24 protein-coding genes, 1 tRNA gene and 3 pseudogenes are annotated in these 23,615 nt (G+C 61.3%); 6 read left to right on the forward strand and 22 right to left on the reverse strand.

Annotation, left to right across the window (positions count from 1 at the left end; all coding sequences use genetic code 11):
- Positions 1-101: 101 nt before the first annotated feature.
- The 8 genes and pseudogenes from MRBLMA1_RS14140 to MRBLMA1_RS14175 all read right to left on the reverse strand — a co-directional run bounded on the left by MRBLMA1_RS14140 (position 102) and on the right by MRBLMA1_RS14175 (position 4,886).
- Positions 102-770: an RES family NAD+ phosphorylase gene (locus MRBLMA1_RS14140; RefSeq protein ID WP_363737473.1), complete on the reverse strand. Its 669-nt coding sequence runs from the start codon at positions 768-770 to the stop codon at positions 102-104.
- 47 nt (positions 771-817) lie between these two features.
- Positions 818-1,231 carry an MbcA/ParS/Xre antitoxin family protein gene (locus tag MRBLMA1_RS14145; protein WP_363737474.1) on the reverse strand — a complete coding sequence of 138 codons (414 nt, stop codon included), beginning with the start codon at positions 1,229-1,231 and terminating at the stop codon, positions 818-820.
- Between the two features lie 113 nt (positions 1,232-1,344).
- Positions 1,345-2,355, reverse strand: a complete 1,011-nt coding sequence (locus MRBLMA1_RS14150) for a HipA domain-containing protein (protein WP_363738204.1) — start codon at positions 2,353-2,355, stop codon at positions 1,345-1,347.
- Positions 2,356-2,358: 3 nt separating this feature from the next.
- A pseudogene (locus MRBLMA1_RS14155) lies at positions 2,359-2,673 on the reverse strand (HipA N-terminal domain-containing protein); the annotation flags it as partial.
- Positions 2,673-2,924 carry a helix-turn-helix domain-containing protein gene (locus MRBLMA1_RS14160; protein WP_363737475.1) on the reverse strand — a complete coding sequence of 84 codons (252 nt, stop codon included), beginning with the start codon at positions 2,922-2,924 and terminating at the stop codon, positions 2,673-2,675. The pseudogene MRBLMA1_RS14155 and the gene MRBLMA1_RS14160, both read right to left, overlap by 1 nt.
- A gap of 878 nt (positions 2,925-3,802) precedes the next feature.
- A pseudogene (locus tag MRBLMA1_RS14165) lies at positions 3,803-3,919 on the reverse strand (cold-shock protein); the annotation flags it as partial.
- 277 nt (positions 3,920-4,196) lie between these two features.
- Positions 4,197-4,352, reverse strand: coding sequence for a hypothetical protein (locus tag MRBLMA1_RS14170; protein WP_363737476.1), 156 nt, complete (start codon positions 4,350-4,352; stop codon positions 4,197-4,199).
- Positions 4,353-4,667: 315 nt separating this feature from the next.
- Complete coding sequence (locus MRBLMA1_RS14175; protein WP_363737477.1) at positions 4,668-4,886, reverse strand: hypothetical protein; 219 nt, start codon at positions 4,884-4,886, stop codon at positions 4,668-4,670.
- A 400-nt stretch (positions 4,887-5,286) separates the two neighbouring features.
- Here MRBLMA1_RS14175 and groL point away from each other — a divergent pair, with 400 nt between their 5' ends.
- From groL to MRBLMA1_RS14190, 3 genes are all read left to right on the forward strand, one after another.
- On the forward strand, positions 5,287-6,912 hold the full coding sequence (gene groL / locus MRBLMA1_RS14180) for a chaperonin GroEL (protein WP_363737478.1): 1,626 nt from the start codon (positions 5,287-5,289) through the stop codon (positions 6,910-6,912).
- Positions 6,913-8,746: 1,834 nt separating this feature from the next.
- Positions 8,747-8,989 carry a hypothetical protein gene (locus MRBLMA1_RS14185; RefSeq protein ID WP_363737479.1) on the forward strand — a complete coding sequence of 81 codons (243 nt, stop codon included), beginning with the start codon at positions 8,747-8,749 and terminating at the stop codon, positions 8,987-8,989.
- Between the two features lie 94 nt (positions 8,990-9,083).
- The gene (locus tag MRBLMA1_RS14190; protein ID WP_363737480.1) at positions 9,084-9,398 is read left to right on the forward strand and encodes a hypothetical protein; all 315 of its coding nucleotides are present in this window, start codon (positions 9,084-9,086) and stop codon (positions 9,396-9,398) included.
- On the opposite strand, the pseudogene MRBLMA1_RS14195 reads toward MRBLMA1_RS14190, so the two are convergent.
- Positions 9,374-10,094: pseudogene (locus MRBLMA1_RS14195) on the reverse strand (IS3 family transposase); the annotation flags it as partial. The gene MRBLMA1_RS14190 and the pseudogene MRBLMA1_RS14195 sit on opposite strands and share 25 nt — an antisense overlap.
- A 299-nt stretch (positions 10,095-10,393) precedes the next feature.
- Here MRBLMA1_RS14195 and MRBLMA1_RS14200 point away from each other — a divergent pair.
- Genes MRBLMA1_RS14200 through MRBLMA1_RS14210 form a run of 3 tightly spaced genes read left to right on the forward strand, consistent with a single transcriptional unit; the run spans position 10,394 to position 11,198 of the window.
- Positions 10,394-10,747, forward strand: coding sequence for a hypothetical protein (locus tag MRBLMA1_RS14200; protein WP_363737481.1), 354 nt, complete (start codon positions 10,394-10,396; stop codon positions 10,745-10,747).
- 31 nt (positions 10,748-10,778) lie between these two features.
- Complete coding sequence (locus MRBLMA1_RS14205; RefSeq protein ID WP_363737482.1) at positions 10,779-11,015, forward strand: hypothetical protein; 237 nt, start codon at positions 10,779-10,781, stop codon at positions 11,013-11,015.
- Between the two features lie 54 nt (positions 11,016-11,069).
- Complete coding sequence (locus MRBLMA1_RS14210; RefSeq protein WP_363737483.1) at positions 11,070-11,198, forward strand: hypothetical protein; 129 nt, start codon at positions 11,070-11,072, stop codon at positions 11,196-11,198.
- 421 nt (positions 11,199-11,619) lie between these two features.
- On the opposite strand, the gene MRBLMA1_RS14215 is transcribed toward MRBLMA1_RS14210, so the two are convergent.
- The 13 genes from MRBLMA1_RS14215 to MRBLMA1_RS14275 all read right to left on the reverse strand — a co-directional run bounded on the left by MRBLMA1_RS14215 (position 11,620) and on the right by MRBLMA1_RS14275 (position 23,548).
- Positions 11,620-11,994: a hypothetical protein gene (locus tag MRBLMA1_RS14215; RefSeq protein WP_363737484.1), complete on the reverse strand. Its 375-nt coding sequence runs from the start codon at positions 11,992-11,994 to the stop codon at positions 11,620-11,622.
- A gap of 455 nt (positions 11,995-12,449) precedes the next feature.
- A tRNA-Phe gene (locus MRBLMA1_RS14220) sits at positions 12,450-12,525 on the reverse strand.
- A gap of 51 nt (positions 12,526-12,576) precedes the next feature.
- Positions 12,577-12,771 (reverse strand): DNA gyrase inhibitor YacG, encoded by a 195-nt coding sequence (locus tag MRBLMA1_RS14225; RefSeq protein WP_133652449.1) that lies wholly within the window; start codon positions 12,769-12,771, stop codon positions 12,577-12,579.
- Positions 12,761-13,750 (reverse strand): ribonuclease, encoded by a 990-nt coding sequence (locus MRBLMA1_RS14230; protein ID WP_363737485.1) that lies wholly within the window; start codon positions 13,748-13,750, stop codon positions 12,761-12,763. Before MRBLMA1_RS14230 ends, MRBLMA1_RS14225 begins: the two co-directional genes overlap by 11 nt.
- A gap of 6 nt (positions 13,751-13,756) precedes the next feature.
- Entirely contained in the window at positions 13,757-14,329 is a 573-nt protein-coding gene (locus MRBLMA1_RS14235) for a Maf family protein (protein WP_363737486.1), read from the reverse strand.
- 14 nt (positions 14,330-14,343) lie between these two features.
- Positions 14,344-14,562 (reverse strand): translation initiation factor IF-1, encoded by a 219-nt coding sequence (gene infA, locus MRBLMA1_RS14240; protein WP_003049127.1) that lies wholly within the window; start codon positions 14,560-14,562, stop codon positions 14,344-14,346.
- Positions 14,563-14,621: 59 nt separating this feature from the next.
- Positions 14,622-15,911 carry an adenosylmethionine--8-amino-7-oxononanoate transaminase gene (locus MRBLMA1_RS14245; RefSeq protein ID WP_363737487.1) on the reverse strand — a complete coding sequence of 430 codons (1,290 nt, stop codon included), beginning with the start codon at positions 15,909-15,911 and terminating at the stop codon, positions 14,622-14,624.
- Positions 15,912-16,046: 135 nt separating this feature from the next.
- The gene (locus tag MRBLMA1_RS14250; RefSeq protein WP_414714635.1) at positions 16,047-16,445 is read right to left on the reverse strand and encodes a DUF4168 domain-containing protein; all 399 of its coding nucleotides are present in this window, start codon (positions 16,443-16,445) and stop codon (positions 16,047-16,049) included.
- 253 nt (positions 16,446-16,698) lie between these two features.
- Positions 16,699-18,714 carry a M13 family metallopeptidase gene (locus MRBLMA1_RS14255; RefSeq protein WP_363737489.1) on the reverse strand — a complete coding sequence of 672 codons (2,016 nt, stop codon included), beginning with the start codon at positions 18,712-18,714 and terminating at the stop codon, positions 16,699-16,701.
- Between the two features lie 146 nt (positions 18,715-18,860).
- A complete protein-coding gene (bioD, locus tag MRBLMA1_RS14260; protein ID WP_363737490.1) occupies positions 18,861-19,472 on the reverse strand; it encodes a dethiobiotin synthase in 612 nt (203 codons plus the stop codon).
- Positions 19,469-20,593 carry an 8-amino-7-oxononanoate synthase gene (locus MRBLMA1_RS14265; protein WP_363737491.1) on the reverse strand — a complete coding sequence of 375 codons (1,125 nt, stop codon included), beginning with the start codon at positions 20,591-20,593 and terminating at the stop codon, positions 19,469-19,471. The genes bioD and MRBLMA1_RS14265 overlap by 4 nt, the downstream gene beginning before the upstream one ends.
- A 198-nt stretch (positions 20,594-20,791) precedes the next feature.
- A complete protein-coding gene (locus MRBLMA1_RS14270; RefSeq protein WP_363737492.1) occupies positions 20,792-21,472 on the reverse strand; it encodes a DUF2490 domain-containing protein in 681 nt (226 codons plus the stop codon).
- Between the two features lie 126 nt (positions 21,473-21,598).
- The gene (locus tag MRBLMA1_RS14275) at positions 21,599-23,548 is read right to left on the reverse strand and encodes an alpha/beta hydrolase family protein (RefSeq protein ID WP_363737493.1); all 1,950 of its coding nucleotides are present in this window, start codon (positions 23,546-23,548) and stop codon (positions 21,599-21,601) included.
- Positions 23,549-23,615: the final 67 nt, after the last annotated feature.

Genomic DNA, 23,615 nt, shown 5'->3' on the forward strand with positions numbered 1-23,615 from the left:
GGTGGCGCAGGACCCGATAGTCGGGATGACTGTTCAGCGCCTCCGCTGCGCGCTCGTGACGACCGTCAGCAGAGGGCGTCATGGTGCAAACGATCCCTTTGTCATTCTTCCACCACCCGGAAAACCGCTCCGCTCCCAGCATCCCTCACCAGATCAACTCGTTTGCCATCCCAATGATAGTCGAGATGTCTGCCCTGGACAGGGCTGGAGGCACAGTCGGGGTAGAGGAGCCCGACACATTCTCCTCCAGCTTGCCGTACGCTCGGATAGGCTATCCCGTCAGAACCAGCCTTGCGCAGGGCAGCACCTAGCAACTGGGCGGCAGCATAATCATCCGGATCGAGGCAAGCAGCGAACGGATCTTCCTGGCCGCGCAGATCATGAACGTCGGCGCGGACTGTCAGGATGATTTCCCGAAACTGGGAGGTCCAACCGGGCGGTTCAGCCGTGCGCGCCATGAACCGGGCATGATGATGGATCGTCTCGAACAGGGCAGTTTCATAGCGATCGGCGACGTAGAGGACGCCATAGCTCCCGTCGGAAAACCGGCTGGGACGGTCGACACTGACATGGGTGAAGGATGCCATCAGATAGGAAGCGCCGTTGCCACCCACCCGTCGCCCGGGAGGCACAAGGTCGAGATTCCCGATCGATGCCCGAATGCGCGGATTGGTCTTCTGCTCGGCCGACAGCAACAGGGGCCAATCCGCCGGATCGGCGATATCCTCGAACAGGTCGATGGGCGGGTAGACGCTGCGGATGATCCGCACTGCGCCGTCCCATTCCACTCTGCAAATTGGCGGTTCGTCAGCCAGGGTCACCAGCCGCCGCGTTCCGCATCAAGATAGCGCCGCACACGCATCAAGTCCGTCAGTTCGCCGCCCAGCATGACCGCCAGCGCACTCGCGCCCTCGAAGGCCGCATTGGACGCCTTGATCCAGTCATAGCCCCGCTGCGGCTCCTGAAAGATGATCCGGAGCGCCTTATGGATGCCCATGAGGTTGGATAGACGGGCAAGCCCATCGCGCGAAATGCGCCCCGGCCCCTCCGCCTTCCAGCGACGAAAGCTGCGCGCGGGCATGTCGGTAAGGACGGCAGCCTGCTCATCGGTGACGCCCCATTTGGCGAACAGGTTGAGGGCGGCGCGAAACATCGCTCGACCTTCTTCCTGAGTGACAGGTTCCTGCCGGAAGGGAGCGGGAGTTGTCTCAACGGGTTGCAATATAGCCATATAGAACAAAATATATGATAAGCTGCCAAATGGCAATTCATGGCTCGCGGGTGGGTTGCGATAAATCCAATCTGCCGCTCGTGGCGACATACAGGAAGCCCGCGAAACGCGGTTCAAATCTCTGCTAGGCCAAGCTCCAATGACCTGAGCCTGACTTCCATGGCGTTCATGATGCTAGTGTGTGTGGCGATGACAAGCCCATCGGGCATCATGGACAACGCTTGCTCGGGGGCTTTTTCGGCCATTTGAATGACGTCCCGAAGCACCTTGTCGATGAGGGTAGGGCCCAATCCGGCCTCCTTCGCGGTCTCCACGAAATGCCGTCCGCCAAGGTTCAGAATTTGATATTTCCGGCTGTTGCCCGCCGACATTGCGAGCTTGTACTTGTTGTTCGGGATCTGCCGCGCGTCGAACGCAGGTTGAGCGGTGAGGACATCGTAGAATGGCGTCATCCCGAAACGCCCGCCGGGGCGAAGAAAGATGCTGAAATTCTTGGCGTGACCGTCCGCCGCACCGATAAGCCAGAATATGATCTGGCTTTTCAGGAAGGCGGCCTGATCCTCCAGGGGGTTGTCGCTGCTCCCGAGCAGCTTGAGGATTGCGACGGCGCCAGGGCCGCCGTGGCTCTGATATTTTTGGGCAGAAGGGACGCCCAAGGCTTGGCAGAAATCCTCCTGGGGCAATCGAAGCAGTTCGGTCGGGCTCCTCCAGCGACGATCAAATCGCTCGACCGCCAGCACCTTGCGCGCGCCGAATGTCGCGATCTCGGTTTTTGCGACGGGCAGGCCAAAGCCTTCCAGCAGCCTGAGGCAATAATGTTCATTCTCGACGCTGTCGGCCATGTCGATCATCCCGAATGCCGTCGGAATCTCGCCGAGCTGCGGCTTGAGGATGTGGGTCGTGGGGGTGGTTCCAAGCGGTCTCAGCCACTGGCCGTCATGGAAAAGGAGGGCGGTCTTTTCCTGTGCTCCGGCAACCGAAATCCGGAACTCATGATCCATGTCGATGCCGAGTGGCGCCTGGGCCAGATTCGCGAGCATCTGCTCGATCTCGGCGTCGCTGATGGGCTCCCCATCCACCGGCTGGATGCCGTCGAAAGCTGCATCATCCGGCAGGAATTGCATGGCGCCCACGCAATCCCGCCCGATACGCTCCAGCAAACTGTAGGCATCGCTGCCCTGGGCCCCGGTTCGTTCGGCAACCCGGCGACGCACGGCGGCATTATCCGGCAGCAGATTGTCGAAGACGGCGACCACCGGTTCGCCGGTGAATTGCGATTCGCGCAGGGGCAACGAAAGGGAGATTGGAAATGCGTGCTCCCAGGGAAGCCAGCTTTGGTCGTAGCGAAATTCGATGGCGCCGCTGGCCTGCTTGAGAAGGCGCCCAGCCAAACGGTTGTTGATGAATATGTTAAGAGGGGGGTGCGCTCTGCGCCGGCCCATCAGAAGATGTCCTCAATATCAGGCACCGATTTGCCGGACCTCTGATCGATGACCATCTCCAGGCCGAGAGCGGCAAACAACGCATAAATCGAGGATAACCGGGTGCCTTCTTGTCCGGTCTCGATCTTGGAGACCAGTTCCTGCCGCAGGCCTGCCAAGCGGGCCAGTTCCGTCTGGCTCATGCCTTTCTGCTTGCGCACACGCTGGATGGCGGCGCCAAGTTGCTTGGGCGATCGCGCAATATGAGCCATAAGCCAATCTCCTTGGCCAGCGCTATGTCTCAAATCACATAATTTCGCAATATGCTGTTTTGAGCATAAATTCTCTTTATGCCTTAATCTGCATAATCTACATGCACACTTGGCGAATCTTTTGTTTTCAGCACCATAGAAGCTAAATAGCTCAGTCACTCGTCCTTTCGATAAACCGGAACCATCGCTCAGCAAATTGCGCACCTGACAGCGCAAGAAAATGGAATGATCGGCCCTGGCCGGGGCGGGTCGGCAGCGAGAGGCTCGGCAAAGCTGCCAATCCTATCGCCGAGGAAGCTGCCGCGCCGCACTCGACGATTTTGCGAGGTCAGACTGTCACCCTTCCTCCAGCATGACGTCAATCATGGTCTGCCAAACATGTTTTGCCGTCGCACGCGGGTCGGTACTCTCCTCGTAGATAGCTGCCTCTATCATCTGTTGAGAAGGATCTCGCAAGGAGATGACGACGGATCGGACCAACTCTGTAGCGCTCAAATGAAAGTCGCCTTCAGGATCATAGAACGCCAGACGGGCTGCGGATTGCCTTTGAACCTCAGCGACGAGGGCATTGGCGGCTTGTTCAATCGGAGGGGGAGCCATAAAGGCTATAACGCCGCTCAGCGTCCATCGTTCAGATGCCGAGAAGAATCGATGTGACCGTTAAGCAACCGAGTCCATGCGTTGTAGACGCTGCAGTCGCGGCTTCGATCTCACTGCTCACCCGGCAGCGAGAGAGCGCCTAGTGGATTAGCCGGGGTCTCGCCGGCTTATCATTAGCCGCCGACATCAAGCGCCCTTGGATGCAAGCCAGATCGTGTGAATTACATGTTCTTCACCGGCCAGGGCTGGGATGCTCACCTCTTCCACATCGAAACCGGCATGCCCGCACGTTCAACCGCGGTTATGTGCACGAAGGCGTCCCCGCCGCCGCTTTCCGGCGCGATGAAGCCATAGCCTTTGTCGGCATTGAAGAATTTGACTGTTCCGATGATCATATTGGAGCTCCTTGTCCAAGTTTTAGGGGCGCACGCGACAATGCGGGCATCCCGGCTTCAAGAGGCAAATGTGGGACAAGAGAGAGCCGAAGCGGCCCGATATCCGTCGAAGCGCGACGTTCAGCGAGGCGTCAATAGCACAAATTGACAGAAATGGAAAAACCGATCGGGGGCGATCGATCGAATACTTTTCCATCTGCCGGTAACTACGTCTTCAGTTTACCTTAGATTTCGTACGATCGCATCTGTGCCACGACCAAATGCCGCAGCGCGCTGCTCACTTCGAGCGCGCCGCCTCATCGCGCTTGGCTTGAGCAAGCGCATCGTTCAAGGTCGAATATCGCCAGTCACGATAATGGTAGCGATATGCCGGCACCTTGATGATGCCATGGCGAGCCATGACTTCCGCTTCGTCCGCCGGGACAACTGTCATCTTCTGTCCAATCCTGGTGAGCACGGGTTGACGAGCACGATTACTGCCGACCGCCGGCTGCGGGTCGGGCAAGGAGCTGGACCGCATTTTCCACCCTTGAATATCCCGCTGGATCGGCGATCGCCAAATCGAGGGGCCGGGCACCCAACGAGGCATTGTGGGTGTTTAGAAAGCGGATTGCTTCCTCCTGCCCCAGAAGCACGAATGCAAGATGGGTGATCAACCCCTGCCGTCTCGCCTGGTCTGGAGAGATCCGTGGCTCGCGGCTAACAAACGCTCGCCTTCGCGGGCGAGCCGGTGTTGTCGCGTCCGCTGTCATGCCGACCCCACCAAGTCTGCGGCTAGGGGAGACTGATCCATCCAAGGCAGCCAACCCACCGAAGCGCCTGCGTTTTTCGAGGAAAGCACGTCGAAGATCTGACCGCCGATAATGCCCGCTGCGGCCAGATGCTTGCGGCGTGCCGGCTCACTGATCGCGTCGGCGGCGTGTATGAGCAAAATCTGATGCTCGGAATAAAGCTGATTGAGATCCATGTGTAACTCCCTTGGTAAGCGGGAGCGCGATGGTCTCTCAGTCAAGAGCGCCTACGTTGGTATGCACTTGATGACCTCCATATAGGCTTAATCGACAATCATACAACACTGCCGTGTCTCCAAAAATTCGAGAGAAATATCCTTACGTGAAGTGCCCTGATGTTCCACCTGCGACACGACGTTTCTGCTCATGGCTTGTAACAGATTCACCCGTTCTAAGGGATCGCTGATCGGTACCGACATATTGCGTCCAGCTTGTCTTTAGCTGTCGCAGGGCGCATATCAGATTCATCGGCGGTCTATATTTAGGCCTGCCAGTTCGCAATTTGGTAGCGCTGGCTTCCGCTTGTGAAAGCGACATTCCGTCGCGGACCAGCGCCAGGAAAGTCGGACCCAAACCATGACTGCCAAGGACCTGAAATTCGCGCACGAGGCCCGCGAAGGCATTGCGCGTGGCGTCGATATTCTCGCCAACGCCGTGCGCGTGACCTTGGGTCCCAAGGGGCGCAATGTCCTCATTGACAAGAGCTTTGGGGCGCCCCGGATCACAAAAGACGGCGTCACCGTCGCAAAGGAATTGGAATTCAAGGACAAGTTCGAGAATATGGGCGCGCAGATGATCCGCGCCGTGGCGTCCAGAGCGCATGATCATGCCGGAGACGGCACCACTACGGCGACCGTCCTTGCGCAGGCGATCGTTCGGGAAGGGATGAAGTCGGTATCGGCGGGCATCGATCCGATGGACCTCAAACGCGGCATCGACATGGCCGTTGCCGCCGTCGTCGCCGAACTCAAAGCGCGGTCCAAGCCGGTATCGAACAATCAGGAAATCGCCCAGGTCGGCATCGTTTCGTCCAATGGCGACGAGGTGGTGGGCAATCGGATCGCCGAGGCGATGGAGAAGGTCGGCAAGGAAGGCGTCATCACGATCGAGGAGGGAGCGGGCGTCGAATTCGAGCTGGAGGTGGTGGAGGGCATGCAGTTCGATCGCGGCTATCTGTCGCCCTATTTCGTCACTGACAGCGAGAAGATGACGGTGGAACTGGAGGACCCGGTCATCCTCATCCACGAGAAGAAGATGGGCAATGTGCAGGCCATGCTACCCTTATTGGAAGCGGTCGCCAACGCGCACCGTTCGCTGCTCATCATCGCTGAGGATGTTGAAGGGGATGCGCTCTCGACGCTGGTCGTCAACAAGCTGCGCGGCGGGCTGAAGGTCGCCGCGGTCAAGGCGCCGGGCTTTGGCGACCGGCGCAAGGCGATGCTGGAGGATATCGCCATATTGACGGCAAGCGACGTCGTGACGGAGGATCTTGGCATCAAATTGGAGGATGTCACGCTGGACAGGCTGGGCACCGCCAAGCGCGTGACGATCACGAAAGACAACAGCACGATTGTCGACGGTGCGGGCAGCGCGGAAGCCATTAAGGCGCGCGTCGTGTCGCTCCAGGGGCAGATCGAAGCCAGCAGCAGCGACTATGATCGCGAGAAGCTTGAGGAACGTCTTGCCAAGCTATCCGGCGGCGTAGCCGTCATCAAGGTCGGCGGATCTTCGGAACTGGAGGTCAAGGAACGCAAGGATCGGGTGGAGGACGCTCTCCATGCGACCCGGGCGGCGGTGGAGGAAGGCATTCTGCCGGGCGGCGGCACGGCGCTTCTTTATGCGTCGAAGGCGCTGGATAGCCTTGATCCCGTCAAGGACGACCAGCGGCGCGGCATCGACATCGTCCGCCGGGCGCTTCAGGCACCGCTCCGCCAGATTGCGGAGAATGCGGGCTATGATGGTGGCGTGGTTGCCGGTCGTTTGTTGGACGAGAGAGACGAAAATCTGGGGTTCAACGCGCAGAGCGAGCAATATGAAAACCTCTTCCAGTCCGGTGTCATCGATCCGACCAAGGTAGTCCGCACCGCCTTGCAGGATGCGGCCTCCATCGCTGGGTTGCTGATCACGACCGAAGTGGCGGTAGCCGAGTGGGTCCCCGATAGCGACGGCCCGCAGATCAAAGCTTCCGGCGGGGGATTTTGAGGACCTCTCAAGCTCATCGCTCACCGTTCACCATGCCTGACGAATTGATGCATGTGCTCGGGCGTTTCGTGTTACAATTCCTCATCACCCCGATCATGCCGCGGGCATGTTGTGACAGAGAGACCATCGTGCTCCCGCCTGCAACCGGGAGCAGCCTATGCCTGACGATCTGACCCGAAGCCGCTCCGCCGGTGCGAAGCCGTCATGACCATCCGCTCGACACGGAAACCCGTGACATTTTCGGCCCCTTTCCGCCTGACGGGTTTCGAGGAGCTTCTATCTGCGGGCACCTATGTGGTGGAAACGGACGAAGAAGTTCTGGAAGGTCAAGCCCATACAGGCTTCCGTCGGATTGCGACGACCATGCGTATCCGGACAGGCGCGACCATCGAGCATCACCAGATCGATCCTCGGGAATTAGAGGCCGCATTGCAGCGAGATCAGGATGCGGCTCGAGACAAGCTCATTTCAGCTGATCAGCTATCTCGGCAGTCCCGGCGCTCGGATAATTCCCCGCCAGCAGATTGGCGTTGGGTGCCTTTGTGGGTCCGTAACACACCCTCCCACCGCCGCAGTTAGACCAGCCATGTTCAACAGTTCAGCCATGTGCAGGCAACAGGCAGCTCATCACAAAAAAGCAGAATGTATCCAATACTTCCCAAAAGCCTGGAAAAGTTACTCTGGTCACTTTGAAAAGACGAATGCTTGAATGATCTCAGAAACGAAAACCATCATGATAGCTCGCCTTTTCCATTCTACTCACAATGCGCCGTGGCCCTACCTGGTAGCAGCCCTATAATGAGAGCCTGAGCACCCTTGCTCGCGGAGGGCCCCGCGTTGCCGACACGACGCGGGGCTTTTCTTATGTTCACCGAGGGGCCGACATTCAGCAAACAAACTGTTTCCGCTGGACACCGGTTGGGTGAACCATAAGGCTACAATCTCGGACTTGTGATCTTCAGTTCTGGAGACGTCACCCAAAATAATATTATCCAAAATGTTGGAATATCATGTCATAAATCAAAATGATTGCGATCCTGATAATCCCCACGATGCGGTCGAAATTTATAGGCGACGCCCAACCAAAATTCAGATATGAGATTCATATTGCGCGGAAACTGATGCAGGCATCCGCCGTGACTGAGAGACCATCGCGCTCCCGCTTGCCAAGTCGAGGAGCAGATCGTGAAAGACCTTAACGCTCGTTTGAAACGTGAGCAGCAAGAGCTGCTGCGTTCGCAAGCCGCTGCGCGCGCTTCAACGCTATTCCCTTCCGGACCGTTGGGACATCGGGCATGAGCCGAGCTGTCCATATCGATCAGACCCCGACCGCCGTCGAGGATCTGTGCAGAAAACATTCGTTCCGGGTTTCTACAGTGGAAGCCCTTTTATCAGGGGGCTCAAGAGTCGTTCTGCTGGACCCTCGCGATGCCGAGTCATTGCGCATCCTCATGAAGCACAAGCTGATCCTTGGCGGGGTAAGACGATCGCCCTCTCATATTGCACGCCAGTTGCCGCCCTCCGGCTCCCGGAGATAAGGGATGGAAAGATCCCGTTTGTTGGAACGCAGCAGAGTGATGGCGCTGAAAGAAGCGCTTTTAGCCAGTTGCCCCCGTCAAAGGAACCTGCATGAGGAGCAAGCCCGCGCCTACGCAAAGATCATCGACGTGTTGATCCGCGAAGGAAGGCAAGCCATCGCAGGCGTCCGCCCCCGGTAACGCTTCCGGCTATTTTCAGCCAACGTCCAGCACTGCGGATTGTCGGAACAGTAGCCAGTTTCCGATGCTGTCTGGATGCCGGGGCCAAGGCTGTGCCAGGCAGATCAGGATATCGAATGCGCCTGCAGGTAGAAGCAAGGCTCGCCTATCACATGCCGCACACGGCCGATGTGCTTCTGGCGGTCGAAGGCGCGCAGATGACGGAACAGCGTTTGGTGAAGGACCTGCTCACAGTCAGCGGCTGCGAACCGTGCCGGGCGATGGCGGGATTGGTCGCAGAACCTGGGCCTGCACACGAGGCGATTTTATGGCGGAATATCGTGGAACGTTCGATGTGGAACGAGGAGCCATGTCTCTAGTCAAGCGGGCTATTTCCCCGCACCCAGATCTTCCCGCGCATGTCATACTCTCTGGCCTAGCCGCTTCTGCCAATCCGACCGTTTCATATCCTTCGTGGCACGTGAGTTCGAGGATCTGGAAGGCGGGACGAAGATCGAGGCCATCGCGGCATGGATACGCCACAACATCGACTATCGGCTGGGCTACGTCATCGGGATAGGGCTGGGCTTCCTTACTTTCCACCTGCCCAACGCCGCCAAGCTGTCCCGGACAGGTGACGGGTTCGTCTCCCTGGGTGCCGCGCTCCTTGCATATGGCCTCACCCAACTGGCACATGGGTATGGCTTTCTCGCCGTTTTCGTAGCGGCGCTTTGCCTTCGTCATGCCAGCCGCGACCACAGCTACAGGTCGATTACGACGGCCAGATAAGCGAAGCCTTCCAGGGTGCGAATGTAGGTGATGTCTGTCACCCAGGCCCGGTCTGGTGCACCCACGTCGAACTGGCGATCGAGGGTGTTGTCGATCGCCAGGGACGGCTTGCCGCCATAGCTGCCGGGCCTGCGCTTGTAGCCGATCTGCGCCTTGATGCCCGCCAGCATGGTCAACCGGGCAACGCGATTGGGGCAGCAGGTCTCGCCGTGATCCAGCAGATCGTCATGCAGCTTGCGGTAGCCATAGACCTTGCCGCTGTCCTTCCAGGCCCGCCGGATCAACGCGGTCTGCCGAGCATCTTCCCGAGCCCGCTGGCTCAGCGGGCTCTTCTGCCAGGCATAAAAACCGCTGGGCTGGATGCGCAGGCACCGACACATCGACCGAACCTTGAACTGGTCACGATGCTCGGCAACAAACGCGTATCTCACTTTGCATCCCTGGCGAAATACGCGGTGGCTTTTTTAGGATGTCGCGCTCCTCGGTCACCCGGGCCAACTCGCGCTTCAACTGGCGGATCTCGACATCCTTGCCCGCATCGCCAGACACTTGCCGGGCCAGCTGCCGCTTCCATGCATACAGCAAGTGCTGACTGACGCCGAGCCGCTGCGAGACCTCGGCTACCGGATACCCGCGCTCGGTGATCTGGGCCATCGCGTCACACTTGAACTCATCACTGAAATTGGGCTTCCCCATCATCGCCTCCTGTCCTCAAAATTAGGATCGAAGGCGTCCAGAAATCTAGGGGCTACTCAATCGTTCTACATGGCATCACCGTAACTCCGTCCCTCCAGCTTCTCGATCGATGGCAGGCGCGGCGTCAATCTTCGCAGTGATGGCAGGAGGAAGAGGGTGTTCCGATAGCGCTTCAATGCTGAGTAGAAAGTGCTCTTGTCCCCAACCCCAACGTGCTACTGTAGGGCATCCCGGTTCGACTCATCCAGACAGGCCGGGGCTGAGAGACACAGGCGCTCCCGTTTGGCGAGGAGTGCACAATGTCCGCATCTGAAAGCTCTAATCCATCATTATTACTTCGCCAGGCCCGCAGGCAGGCTGATGCCGAGCGACGGTGGCTCGCCCTTGGAGCCGCGCGAGAACGCTCGCGGAGCGCGGCTGCCATTTCGCGTGACCGTAAACGCCAGCTCACGTCGGCGATTGACAGCTGGGAGAATGAGGGTGGAACGGCAATTGGCGTTGCCATGTCATTAAGACCCAAGCCTCTCCGGTTCACTAAGATCCAGTGGTGCGCTGATCTATTTCGTGACGATACCACGACGCGTGCGGCCATTATCAACGGCCTCCTCATGGTGATAGCAGGAACAGTAGCCATCATATTGCTGAATAATTGAGCCCCCCATATTTACAGCGATTGGCAGAAAAATGGATGCTACACCAAAAGGACTGGCGAACGCCGAGTTTCGGCTGACGCCGGGACTGACCTGTGACCTCGACAAGCTACAGGAACTTCAGGATCTCCTCTATGCTGCCCGCGATGCGCTGGCACGTGGAGAAGCGCTGTCTACGGTCGAGAGGCAGCGATTGAACGGTGCGCTCGACAACCTCATGGTCTTGAGAAACAGCAACAATGCGCCACCGGGTGCCCCCCAACGCATCTGAACGAGCGAAGCAGCACAGCCCATACATCTGACGTCCAATGCAAAGGAACACACCATGGCCAAAAGCCAGAAAAGATCCAACCGTGAAGTTCGCAAACCCAAGGCGGAGAAATCCAAAAAGCAGAATGCGTCCAACCCGTCGCAGAAGCCCGGCGCGCTCGGCATCGTTACCCTGAAAAGCTGATTGCACTAGGAGGCGCGGCGGGTGTTTCAAAAGCGTCCGCCAACTCGTTCATCAGGTCCGATCAGGCAGGCCGCCCATGCTGTGCGGTCGCCTACATGTCATATTGCTCTACCTCACTGTTCGTCAGAACTTCTTTCCTCGTCATGGCCGGGGGTGAGAAGCTATGCTTCCTCATCGCGAGCGCGGCTCCGAGCGTCCTCCTCCTCTTCCAAGCGGAATTCCAGAGCAATCGCTGCATCTTCGGGGCTGAGTGCTTCAGACGTCCCTGCCTCACGCGCCTCAGCCTCGGCAGCCTGCGCCTCCCAAACATTGGCGGCTCGCAGGGCAGCCCGGCGTACCTGTTCAAGATGAGAAGCGGCGGCAACCTGACGATGGTATGCCGCCTCTCGTCTGCACATTGTTGAACTGTTGGTCATTGCGCCTACCTCTTACCGTCAGGTGGCGCGTTGCGCACCCAAAGCGACACCCATCGCGCCGCAGCGGACGGCGAACCGCTGGCCGGCTTCGCCTGATCTGCGGCCGAGGCGGGCGGCCTCCCCCGCGGTGGCGCAGCCTTTTGATCGCTTTCCAGTGCAGCAGCGAGATCGGCGGGATCGATCGGGTGATACTCTATGGCAGAACCCATTTGGATCCGCAGCCCCGTAGCGGTGCGATGAAAGCCCGTATGGTTATTGCCCTCCAACATCTCTTCGGTGGTTTCCACTTCGTAGGGACCCGCCGGCAAGGGGGCTTCGAATCCGGGTAGCCGGAATGGTTTGGTGAAGGTCACCGTTTTACGCGTCGTGCGGACGGTCATGATCGCTTCCGCTGGAGAAGAGGGGGCGTTTTTTGTCGGCGGGCATCGGTATCTCCTGCTTGCAGGCGCGAGCACGATGGTCTCTCTGTCACGATATGCCTGGGAAGGATCAGGGTGATAGCCCGTTGTAGCACAGCCGTTCCCGGCGGGGCGCATCTATTCGTCCGGAGCAGACGAGAATCCTGCTCGGCTATAATTCCAAGCCTGTAGGCACCGCCGCGATCCGTTACATCCTGTTTTACCGGCTTCCTTGAGGATCGCATCGATCATGGCTTGCCAGACGTTGATCGCGTTAGCATCTGCGGCGGCACCGTCGCCTCCAGTTGATCATTCCATTCTGTAAGCGGCATCCTGCATCTTATCGCTTCGACTGTGTAGCAGAACTGTGAGGGAGCGAGGGTTAGAAGACCGCCTTTTGGACGATTTTTCAACGATTTCAGTGGGATGACGACAAATGGTGCCCGGGGACGGAGTCGAACCGCCGACACTGCGATTTTCAGTCGCATGCTCTACCAACTGAGCTACCCGGGCATGGCGGCCGGTGAGGATCACCGGGCCTTTGGTGAGGCGTGCCTATAGGCATCAGGCCGGGGTGCTGTCTACCCCATCCTCGTCACTTTTTTTCATCTCGTCATCGACCGGGCGGCCGGGTACGCGATAGCCTTCGCCCAGCCATTGCAGAAGATCGCGGTCGCGGCAGGCCTTTCCACAGAAAGGGCGGGTTTCGAGAGCCGAGGGCTGGCCGCAGACGGGGCAGGAGGAAGCTTTAGGAGACATGGCCCGCAGATATGGCGAGCGTCGCGTCCGCCTTCAAGCCGATTGCGCCGCCGCGACGGCGGGAAAGGGTCTCGATCCAGTCGGCCGCCTTGTGCAGCCGGTCGATGATCGCAGGTGCCGCCGTGATCGTCGCGGGGCCGCCATTGCCGTATCGTTCGGCGCGGCGCAGCAGCGCCAGCGCAGCCGTTTCGACCGGATCGGCGCGGAGCAGTTCCATGAGGTTCATGCGCTCTCGCCGGCGGATGACCTGGACGAAGCCGAAGCCGTTGACCGCCGTGCGCTCAAAGGGCAGCGGCAGATATTTGTCGATCTGGGCCGAGGCGACGGCGCGCTCGTCCTTGTTGTTCATCGTCGGCAGGTCGATGCCGATCGAGCCGGTCAGCCCCAGGCGGCGAATCGCCAGAGCCGCCAGCTTCGCGCCCTTCGGGCCCAGCTTGGCGGGCGGCATGGAGCCGTCGACGTCGATCAGGATCATCGCAGGCGTGGGGAAGATGCGCAGGGCGGCTTCCTCCGTGCCGATATCGCCGGAGATCGCCTCTTCCATCAATTCGCTCCAGCCATGAGCCTCCAGCCGATCCTCTTCATGCGCAGGGCATGGAATGATGGGCAGGCCGGTTGCGCGCAGGCGCTGGAGCAGGCTGGGGGCGGGGTGCGCTTTCGAGCCGGGCTGGGCTATGCGGGCCTTGGCAAGCTTTGCGCGCCCTTCCTCCGGGATTGCTTCGCGCAGGATTTCCAGCAGCACGGTTGCGCCCTCCGCAATCTTGGGCGGGATGGGTTCGACCAGCACTTCTTCGCCGGAGATCAGGCGGGCGATGCCGCGCTTCTTGGGGATGACGGTGCGGACCAGCTTGCCCTGGATCATCGCGCCTGCGCGCGCGGCGTCGCTGTCCCGTTCGATCTGTGCTTGGACAAGCTGGCCCTTTTCGATCAGCGCGGCGCGGGCCTCGCCAATGCCTTCTTCATAGAGCCATTCGGCCATAAGCGGTTAATCCAGTGGATAGCCCGCTGCCTTGAGCAGCGCGCGGGTTTCGTAAAGGGGCAGGCCCATGATGGCGCTGTGGCTGCCCTGTATGGCGCGGATCAGGCCGGCGGCGCGGCCCTGTATCGCATAGCCGCCCGCCTTGCCGTGCCATTCCTGCGCGGCGATATAGGCTTCGATTTCGGCGCGATCGAGATGCTTGAAGGTGACGATGTTGGTCGAGAGGCGGTGGCGCGCCTTCCCTTCCCCATCGATCAGGGTGATCGCGCTGAACACGCGGTGGCGGCGGCCGGACAGGAGTTGGAGGCACGCGCGCGCGTCGGCTTGCGTTTCCGTCTTGGGCAGGATGCGTCGCCCGGCGGCGACCACCGTATCGCCCGAAAGGACCAGCGCACCGGGATGGCGCTGCGCCACGACAGCCCCCTTCTCAGCGGCGACGCGGGCCGCGTAGGCGGCGGGGAGTTCGCCCTTCAGGGGCGTTTCATCAAGGTCAGCCGGGTCCACCGCGTCCGGAGACGCGCCGATCTGACCCAGAAGTTCACACCGTCTAGGAGAAGCCGAAGCAAGGATGAGCCGCATGCGTGGGGGGCGGCTTATTTGAAGCGGTAGGTGATCCGACCCTTAGTCAGGTCGTAGGGGGTCAGTTCGACCAGCACTTCATCGCCCACCAGCACGCGGATGCGGTTCTTGCGCATCTTTCCGGCGGTGTGACCGAGGATCTCGTGATCATTTTCAAGCCGCACGCGGAACATGGCGTTGGGGAGAAGCTCCACAACCTGTCCGCGCATTTCAAGCAGTTCTTCTTTTGCCATAATATCCTGGAAAGCCGAAAAATCGCGCCGCCATAGCGTCAAAATGCGGAAAAAGAAAGTCAGGCGGAACGCCCGAACTTTTCACCGGCTTTTTGTAGCACCGCAAAGACGTGATCGAGCTGATCTGCATCAAGGCAATAGGGCGGCATCAGATAGATGGTGTTTCCCAGCGGCCGCAGCAAGAGGCCGTTTCCATGGGCAAAGGCGCGTAGCCGCGGGGCGACGTCGGAAAGATAGCCGGCGTCCGGCGTGATCAGGTCGATGGCGGCGATGGCGCCCAAGCTGCGCGGGCGGGCGAAGGCGGGATGCGCGGCGAGCGTTTCGAGTCGCTGTGCCATGCCCTGGCCGAGCGCTGCAACGCGGCCCAGCACATCCTCCTGCCGCCAGATGGCGAGATTGGCTGCGGCGGCGGCGCAGGCGATGGCATTGGCCGTATAGCTGCTCGAATGATAGAAGAGGCGGGCGCGGTCTGTGGACTTGTGCGCGTCGAAGATGCGCGGTGTGGCGAGGGTAGCGGCGAGCGGGATTGCGCCGCCGGTGATCCCCTTCGCCACCGCCATGATGTCAGGCACCACGCCGGCCTGTTCGCAGGCGAAGAGGGTGCCGGTGCGGCCCCAGCCGGTCATGACCTCGTCGGCGATGAAGAGGACGTCGTGGCGGGCGCAGATCGCCGCCATGTCGCGCAGGACGGCGGCCGGGTAGATCAGCATGCCCCCGGCGCCCAGGACCAGGGGCTCCACGATGAAGGTGGCTGGCCCCTGCGCGCAGGCGGCCTCCAGCGCGTCGAGCGTCGCCTGTTCCTTGCCCTCATGGGGAAAGGGGATGGTGTCGACATCGAACAACAGCGGCGACCAGGCGGCGTTATAGACGCCGCGTTCGCCCACGGACATGGTGCCGATGGTATCGCCATGATAGCTGTGCTGGAGGACGAGGATGCGGTGGCGCGGCTCGGCAAGACCGTCCAGCGCGCGGTTGTGCCAGTAGCCGAGCGCCATTTTCAGCGCCACCTCGACCGCGGTCGAGCCGCTGTCGGAGAAGAAGACATGGGCGAGCGGATCGCGACCGGCAGCCCTGGGCGCCAGTTCGACCAGTCCGCGCGCCACCTCTTCCGCCGGCTCATGGGTGTAGCCGGCGAAGATAAGCTGGTCGAGCCGCCCCGCCTGCTGGGCGATCGCCGCGGCGATGCGGGGATCGCAATGGCCGTGCGTCGTCACCCACCAGCTGGATATGCAGTCGATCAACGTGCGGCCATCGGCCAGATGCAGCAAGGCCCCCTCCGCCCGGTGGACGAGGGGGATCGGCTCTTTCAGGCCATGCTGGAAAAAGGGGTGCCAGACAGGGGAGGTCATGGCCGCTGTCTAGAGCCTTTTCGCGCTGGGCGAAAAGGCTCTGTCTCCCGATGCGGCATTTTGGTTTGGCCAGCCCCGCAGGTCAGCCTGAAAATGCTGCGGGGCCGATGACCTCCATCCCGTGCAATGTCCCGCTTACTGGGCCGGCGGCGCTGCAGGCGAGGCGGGAGCCGCGTCCGTCGCTGGCGCCGCCGGAGCGGCGGGCTGTGCCGGAGCCGCAGCCTGGATCTTCTGCTGAAGCGCGGGGTCAGCCGCGGCTGCCTGGCCGATCTGGTTGAATTTTTCCGGCGGCATGCCCGATGCCTGGAGCGCGGCCAGCATCTTGGGCTGCTTTTCGGCTTCGGCGATGGACGTATCCTGCTGAATCTTCGTCACCTCGACCGCCGCGGCGGCGAACTGCTTGATTTCGGCATCGCTGAAACTGCTTGACCCTGCGGCTGGCGCAGCCGGGGTTGCCGGCGTGGCGGGAGCCGCAGGCGCAGCGGCATCCTGAGCCAGCGCCGGACCCGCAACGGCCAGTGCGATCGAAGCCATGCCGCTCTTCAGAATGATCGATTTCAGATCCGTCAAATTTCTTCTCCTCAAACTTAGCCAGACTTTGAACGCCAAGCTGAGGAAGAGGTTGTCCGGATTAAAGGGCGATCCGACAAACTGTTGCATTTAAGAGACGGTCAACAAATAAAACGCGGTTAATCGTCCATATGTCACGATTCACCGCCCGGCATATTTGTTACGACAGAAAAACGAAAACGGGGCCGGAATCATCCTCCGGCCCCTGTTCCCGTCCTTACCAGATCTTCACGCGATCTTGCGGCGCAAGATAGATCTTGCCGCCCGGTTGCGGCTTGAAGGCCGAATACCATTGATCGAAATTGCGGACCGTGTCGGCGCGATATTGTGACGGCGAATGCGGATCGGTGACGAGCCGCTGGCGCAGATTGGGTTCGCGATAATTGCGGCGCCAGACCTGCGCCCAGCCCAGGAAGAAGCGTTCGTCGCCGGTCGTGCCGTCGATCACCGGCGCGGGCTTGCCGCCCAGCGACGCATGATAGGCATCGAGCGCCACGGCGACCCCGGCCAGGTCGCCAATATTCTCGCCCAGCGTGAAGGCGCCCTTCACATGCGCGCCGGGAAAGGGTTCATAGGCGTCATATTGCTTGACCAGCTTGTCGGTCAGAGCCTTGAAATTGGCGACGTCCTGATCGCTCCACCACTGGTTGAGCTTGCCCGTCTCGTCATATTTCGCGCCCTGATCGTCGAAATGATGGCTGAGTTCATGGCCGATCACCGCGCCGATGCCGCCATAATTGACTGCCGGGTCGGCATGGGGATCGAAGAAGGGCGGTTGCAGGATCGCGGCGGGGAAGACGATCTCCACCATGCCGAAATTGGCATAGGCGTTGATCTCCATCGGGGTCATGCCCCATTCCCAGCGATAGATGGGCTTGCCGAGCTTGCCCATCTGATAGTCGAATTCGAACTGGTTGGAGCGCAGCGCATTGCCGAACAGGTCGTCGCGCCTGATCGTCAGGCCCGCATAATCGCGCCACTTGTCCGGATAGCCGATCTTGGGCGTGAAGGCGGCGAGTTTCTTGTGGGCGCGGGCCTTGGCGGCGTCGCTCATCCAGCTGAGGCCGTCGATGCGGCGGCCCATGGCGGCGATCACGTTCCGGACGAGCTGGTCCATCGCCGCCTTGGTTTCGGGCGGGAAATATTTGGCGACATAGACCTTGCCCACTTCCTCGCCCATGGAGGATTTGAGGAAGTCGACCGCCTGCTTCCACCGGGCCTCGCGTTCCGGCGTGCCCGACAGGGTGGTGCCGTAAAAGGCGAAATTCTCATTGGCGATGGCGTCGGGCAACTGGTCGGCATAGCCATGCAGCGTGCGCAGCAGCAGCGCGTCCCTGAGGAGGCCGACCGGCGCCTTGGCGATCAGCGCGGCTTCGCCGGCGACGGCGCTGGGCTGGGACACCAGCAATTCCTTGGGCGCGAGCTTGTTGGCGGCGAAATAGGCGGTGAAGTCGAAGCCGGGCGCGGCCTTTTGCAGCTCCGCCAGGGTCATCTTGTTATAGGTCTTGTCGGCGTCGCGGCTGTCGACCTGAGTCCAGTGGACCCTGGCAATTTCGGTTTCGAGGGCCATAAGCGCGGCGGCGCGGGCCTTGGCATCGGCTTCTCCGGCCAGGGTCAGCATCTTTTCCAGATGCGCGACATAGGCGGTGCGGATCGCCGCCATCTTGGCGTCGGGTTCCAGGTAGAAGTCGCGGTCAGGCAGGCCCAGGCCCGACTGGTGCAGGACCAGGATGTAGGTTTCGGGATCCTTGTCGTCCTGGTTGACGTAGAAGCCGAAGGGGCCGTCAATCCCCGCGCGCGCGGCTTCGGCGGCGAGCCTGGCATAGGCTGCCTTGTCCTTGACCGCCCTGATCCTGTCGATCCATGGCCGGACGGGGAACAGGCCCTTCTTTTCGACGGTCGCGGCGTCGAGATAGCTGGCATAGGCATTGCCGATCTTGCTGCCGGGGTCCGCCTGCGCAGCTTCGAGAATGCCTCTGGTCCGCTCGCGCGACAGGTCGTCCAGCGTGTTGAAGGCGCCGTAATTGGACTTGTCCGCCGGGATGGGCGTGTTCTTCGCCCATGTGCCGTTGGCATAGTCGTAGAAATCGTCGCCGGGCTTCACCGACTTGTCCATGCCGGCACTGTCGAAGCCATAGCTGCCATAGGTCGGTTTTGCTGCGGGGTCGGTCTGGGCGACGGACGCGCCGCCCACCAGCGCAACTGCCGCCGCGCCGAGGAGAAGATATCGCATAAAAGCTTTCCCTTGCTTTCTGGCCGGGACGCTTGCGGGCGCCCCCTGATGGCGGGGAGTTGAACGCCCGGGGGCGGCCATGTCCATGTCGTTGGTCGAAAAATCCGGCTTGCTCGCGGCTTTGGTCGCGGGAAGCAGGATGTGCTTCAGGGCAGATTTATGGACTTGAAGGCGGTCTTCAGCGTTCCCGCATCCAGCGGATCGATATAGGGCAAGCGGCCGAGGCCGCGCACCTTTCCCAATATCGGAATGATCCGCTCATTCTCTGCATGCGCGTCGCCGATGAATGCGATGCCGGCAATGGGAATCGCCCGCGTGCGCAGGGCCTCTATGCTGAGCAGGCTGTGGTTGATCGTGCCCAGCCCCGTCCGCGCGCACAGGATCACCGGCAGGCCCCAAAGTGCGAACAGGTCGATCATCAGCAGCGATTCGCTGACCGGGACCATCAGGCCGCCTGCCCCCTCGACCACCAGCGTGCCGTCCACCTTCGGCAGGGCGAGCCGCTCAGCCGTGATTTCGATCCCGTCGATCCGCGCCGCCAGATGGGGCGAGGCGGGAGTGGTCAGGCGATAGGCCTCCGGCAGGATATGGGAGGGGGGCAGGCCCGACAGGGCGGCCACCCGCTCCTTGTCCCCCTCAGGATCGACGCCCGCCTGCACCGGCTTCCAATAATGAGCGCCAAGCGCACCCGCCAGCCCTGCGGCGAAGACGGTCTTGCCGATGTCGGTATCGATGCCGGTGACGATGAAGCCGTTCACGCCGCCACCCGCCTCAGCGTTTCCCCCAGGGCGGCGATGTCGGCGCGTCCCACGTTCAGCGTCAGCGAGATGCGCAGCCGGCTGGTGCCCGGCGGCACGGTGGGTGGACGGATGCCGCGCACGTCGAAGCCGGCCTGCTGCAGGGCGGCGGCGGCGGCCATGGCGCGGCGGTCCTCGCCCAATATGATCGGCACGATCTGGCTGCGCGGGGCTGGCAGGCCGAGCGGCGCGCAGATATTTTCGCTTGCGTCGACCATCAGCGTCTTCAACCTTTCGCGCAGGTCGCCCGCCTGCTTGATCCGGTCCAGCGCGGCGGAGGCCGCCACCGCCATGAGTGGCGAGGGCGCCGTCGAGAAGATGAAGGCGCGCGCCCGGTTGATGAGATAGTCGACCAGAATGCGCGGTCCGCAGATCAGCGCGCCCTCCACGCCCATCGCCTTCCCGCAGGTGTGCAGTGTGACGACATTGTGCAGCCCGTCCAGCCCGGCCGACAGCCCGCGTCCGGATGGGCCGAAGACGCCCGTGCCATGGGCTTCGTCCAGGATCAGCATGGCGTCATGCTTCGCCGCCAGCGCCGCGAGGTCGCTGAGCAGGGCCAAGTCGCCATCCATCGAGTAGAGCGTTTCGACCGCGATCCACACGCGCCCCTTGCCGCCCTCCAGCCGCCAGGCGGCAATCAGGTCGGCAAAGCTCTGTACATCATTGTGGCGGGCGAAGACGGCGACGGCCTTCGACATGCGGAGGCCGTCATGGACGCTGGCATGGATCAGCTCGTCCGCGACGATCAGGTCGCCGCGCTGCGGCAGGGTGGAGAACAGCGCGAGATTGGCGGCGAAGCCGTTGGCCATGAACAGCGCCGCCGGGGTACGGAAGAAATCGGCGGCCTTCGCCTCCAGCCCTTCATGTTCGGGCGCATTGCCGCGCAGCAGGCGCGACCCGCCCGATCCCACCGGCACGCCGCGCGCCACCGCATCAGCCACCGCCTGACCGATGATCGGATCGCCGGCAAGGCCCAGATAATCGTTCGAGGCAAAGTCCCGCCCGGCGCGAGGGGTGAGGCTGCGCAGGCGGCCGCGCCTTTCCAGCGCGGCGAGCTGCGAGCGGAAGGGTTCGCTGGTCATGGCGCGGCCTATAGGCTTGCCACGCGGGGGCGGGCAAGCCCGACCGCCGATCCGCCGGTTCGCTTCGGCTGTGGACGGGACGGGACGAGGGGGGCGGCCGACGTTCCGGTTCGGTCCGGGCAAAGCGTGCTCCCGCCTGCGCAGGAGCACATGCCGATCAATGGCAATCAATGGCCAGGACAGGCCCCATGTCGCAGATCAGAAGGAAAAGCCCAGCGAGAAGGAGGCGACATTGTCATTGCTGTCGTCGGCGCCCGGCCGGAAACCATGCTGGTGAAGATAGCCGATCTCCGCATTCACATTCTTCGCGAGCGGGGTGGTGATGGCGATCTGGTTGCGCATCCGCTCCTCCCCCTGGACCCGCTGGAAATTGGTGGTGTTGAAATCGATGAAACTTTCATGGCTGAGCACCAGCGCGGTCTTGCCGCCTTCCCTGAACGGCAGCACATATTTGACATAGGGACGCAGCCGCCAGGCCGTGCCGTCGATCCCTTCGCGCCAGCGTTCCTCCAGCCGCAGGCGGGCGCTGAGCTGGCCGGGTCCGATCTTCACGATATTGTCGAAGGTCACCTGCTGCCGCCCGCGATGCTCCATCACCGCGAAATCGCCGGCATTATAATTGGGGTCGTGGGTATAGCCGGCCCAGACCGTCACCTTCTTGCCGATCTTGTAGCCGATCAGCGAATTCATCTCGACCTCGTACAGCCCGTCGCGATCGTTGCTGAAGCGGGCGACGACCTCCTGCGAGAAACGCCAGTGATCGCTCAGCTTCACCGTCGCGCTGGCGGTGGTCCAGAGCTGTTCGTCCTCGCTGGCGTGGGCCACGGCCGGAGCAGCCAGCAGGGCGAGCGCGGGCAGCAGCTTGCAGGTCAGTCGCATGATCAATTCTCCCCTCCGCCAGGCTGGCGAACGAGGGCCCACTATGACCATTGCGTTACAGTCTTGTGACTATGATATTTCTAATTTGTGACTTTCTGGCCTGCGCGGGATGGCGCGTGCGCCTGGTCAGGCCGGATTATGCTCCTTCAGAAAGGCGTCCATGCGCTGGAGAAAGTCCAACCGATCCGCCTGGCGGGAAAAGAAATGGTCGGCCAGCGGCTGTTCAACATAGATATAGTCGCGCCCGGCGATTTTACCTGCTGCCTTCAGTTTCTCCGCCATTTCGCGTGACTGACTCACCTGTACCCGCCGATCCTTCCTGCCATGCATCAGCAGGATAGGTGTGGACAATTGCCCCGCGAAGTTAATCGGAGAAACGGAAGCAAAATCGGGCGCCTGTTGCTTCATCCAATCCTTCCGCGTGCCATGATTGAGGAAGCGGCCGTCATAGCGCATCATCGCCGAAAGGTCGGAGACCCCTGCATAAGAAATGGCGCAACGATAGCGGCCGCCATCGCGCTGCGCCCCGCGCATCGCCGCATAGCCGCCATAGGACGCGCCGACGATGCAGACCCGTTTCGCATCGGCGATTCCCTCCTTCACCGCCCAGTCGACCGCGTCGTTGAGGTCGTCCTGCATGGCAAGGCCCCATTGCCCCTCCCCTTTTTCCGCAAGGGCGGTACCATAACCGGAAGAGCCCCGATAATTGGGCTGCAGCACCGCATAGCCGCGATAGGCCAGGAACTGCACCCACCAGTCCCATTCTTCGCTGTCGCGCGCAAAGGGGCCGCCATGCGGCATCAGGATCAACGGCAGATTTTTTGGGTCCCTGCCTGCTGGCAGGGTCAGCACCGCAGTGATCTCCAGCCCGTCGCGGGCCTTGTAACGAATCGTCCTGACCGGCGAGAGATGGATGCCGGGACCGAAATTCTGGCTGATCTTCGACAGGCTGCTCATCACGCCGGCGGAGGTGTCGTAATAATAATAGGTTCCCGGCTGGTCCGCGCTGCCGACGTGCACGATCATGCGCTGATGGTCCCGGCTGGCGGACACGATGCGGGCGCGACGCTGGGCGCCGACCGCCTTGTCGATATCGGCCTGAATCTTCGCCAGCCCCTCATCGAACCAGTGGACTTCCGGCCCGTCGGCCGTATAGCGCACCCCGGCAAGGCCCGTACCAGCCGTATCGCGCTCTATCCCGTCGATGTCGAAACCGGGTGCGGCGAAGATCTTCTTCCCCAATTCCAGTCTGGTCAGATCATATTCGTACAGGGCATTGGTGCCTTCATGGTCGTCACTGGCGATCGCCTTGCCGGGATCGGCGGTGAAAAGCATCGGCACGACCATGGATTCGTCGCGTCGGCGGTTGGCCCGGTCGATCACCCGGAAGTTCGAGCGCCCATCGTCACGATAGAGAAGCTTCGCCATCCGCGTCGTATCTTCATAGCCGACCCCCATGCGCACCGCGCCGGTCGCATCGGCATACCATGACATGACATTCCGGCGCGGCTGCACCACCGGGCGCATCCTTCCGTTGGTGACGTCCACCTCGTCAACCTGCGGCCAGAAACCGGCTTCATCGTCGTAGATGGATGACTGATAGGCCAGCAGGATGCGAGGGCTGCCATCGCTGGCAACCCATATGACATCGTCGCCATTCTGCGCCGCCACATTCTTGGCCAGTATGTTGATCTTCGACCCGTCTCGTTTGATGCTGGCGACGCGGCTGATCGACCAAGGCATGCCCTGCACGCTGGTTTCGCTGCCTATGCCGGCAATCAGCCAGTCGTCATTGACCCAGCGCCACCAGTTCAGGTCGTTTTCTCCCAAGGACAGCGTGCGAACACGGTTGGGCTCGTCTGCGATGGAAGCGATCATCAGCAGCAGCTCGCCGTTGCGTGCCACCCTGGCAGCCAGGTGCATCCCATTGGGCGAGAGTTGCGGTTCCACCATCATCGGCAGTTCGGCAAAGGCCTCGACCGGCCATTCCTTGCGCGGCGCGGGTGCCGTCTCGGCTCTGGCGGACACGCAAAGCTGCGCGAGCAGGACGCCCGCGACGACAGAAAACCCCCTCAATCTTTCCCCCGTAAAATAATAGCCCCGCCTTTCTATAAGGCGGGGCTATTTTCCTGTCTTTCCATTT

This window comes from Sphingobium sp. LMA1-1-1.1, from assembly GCF_040676365.1.
Classification (GTDB): Bacteria; Pseudomonadota; Alphaproteobacteria; order Sphingomonadales; family Sphingomonadaceae; genus Sphingobium.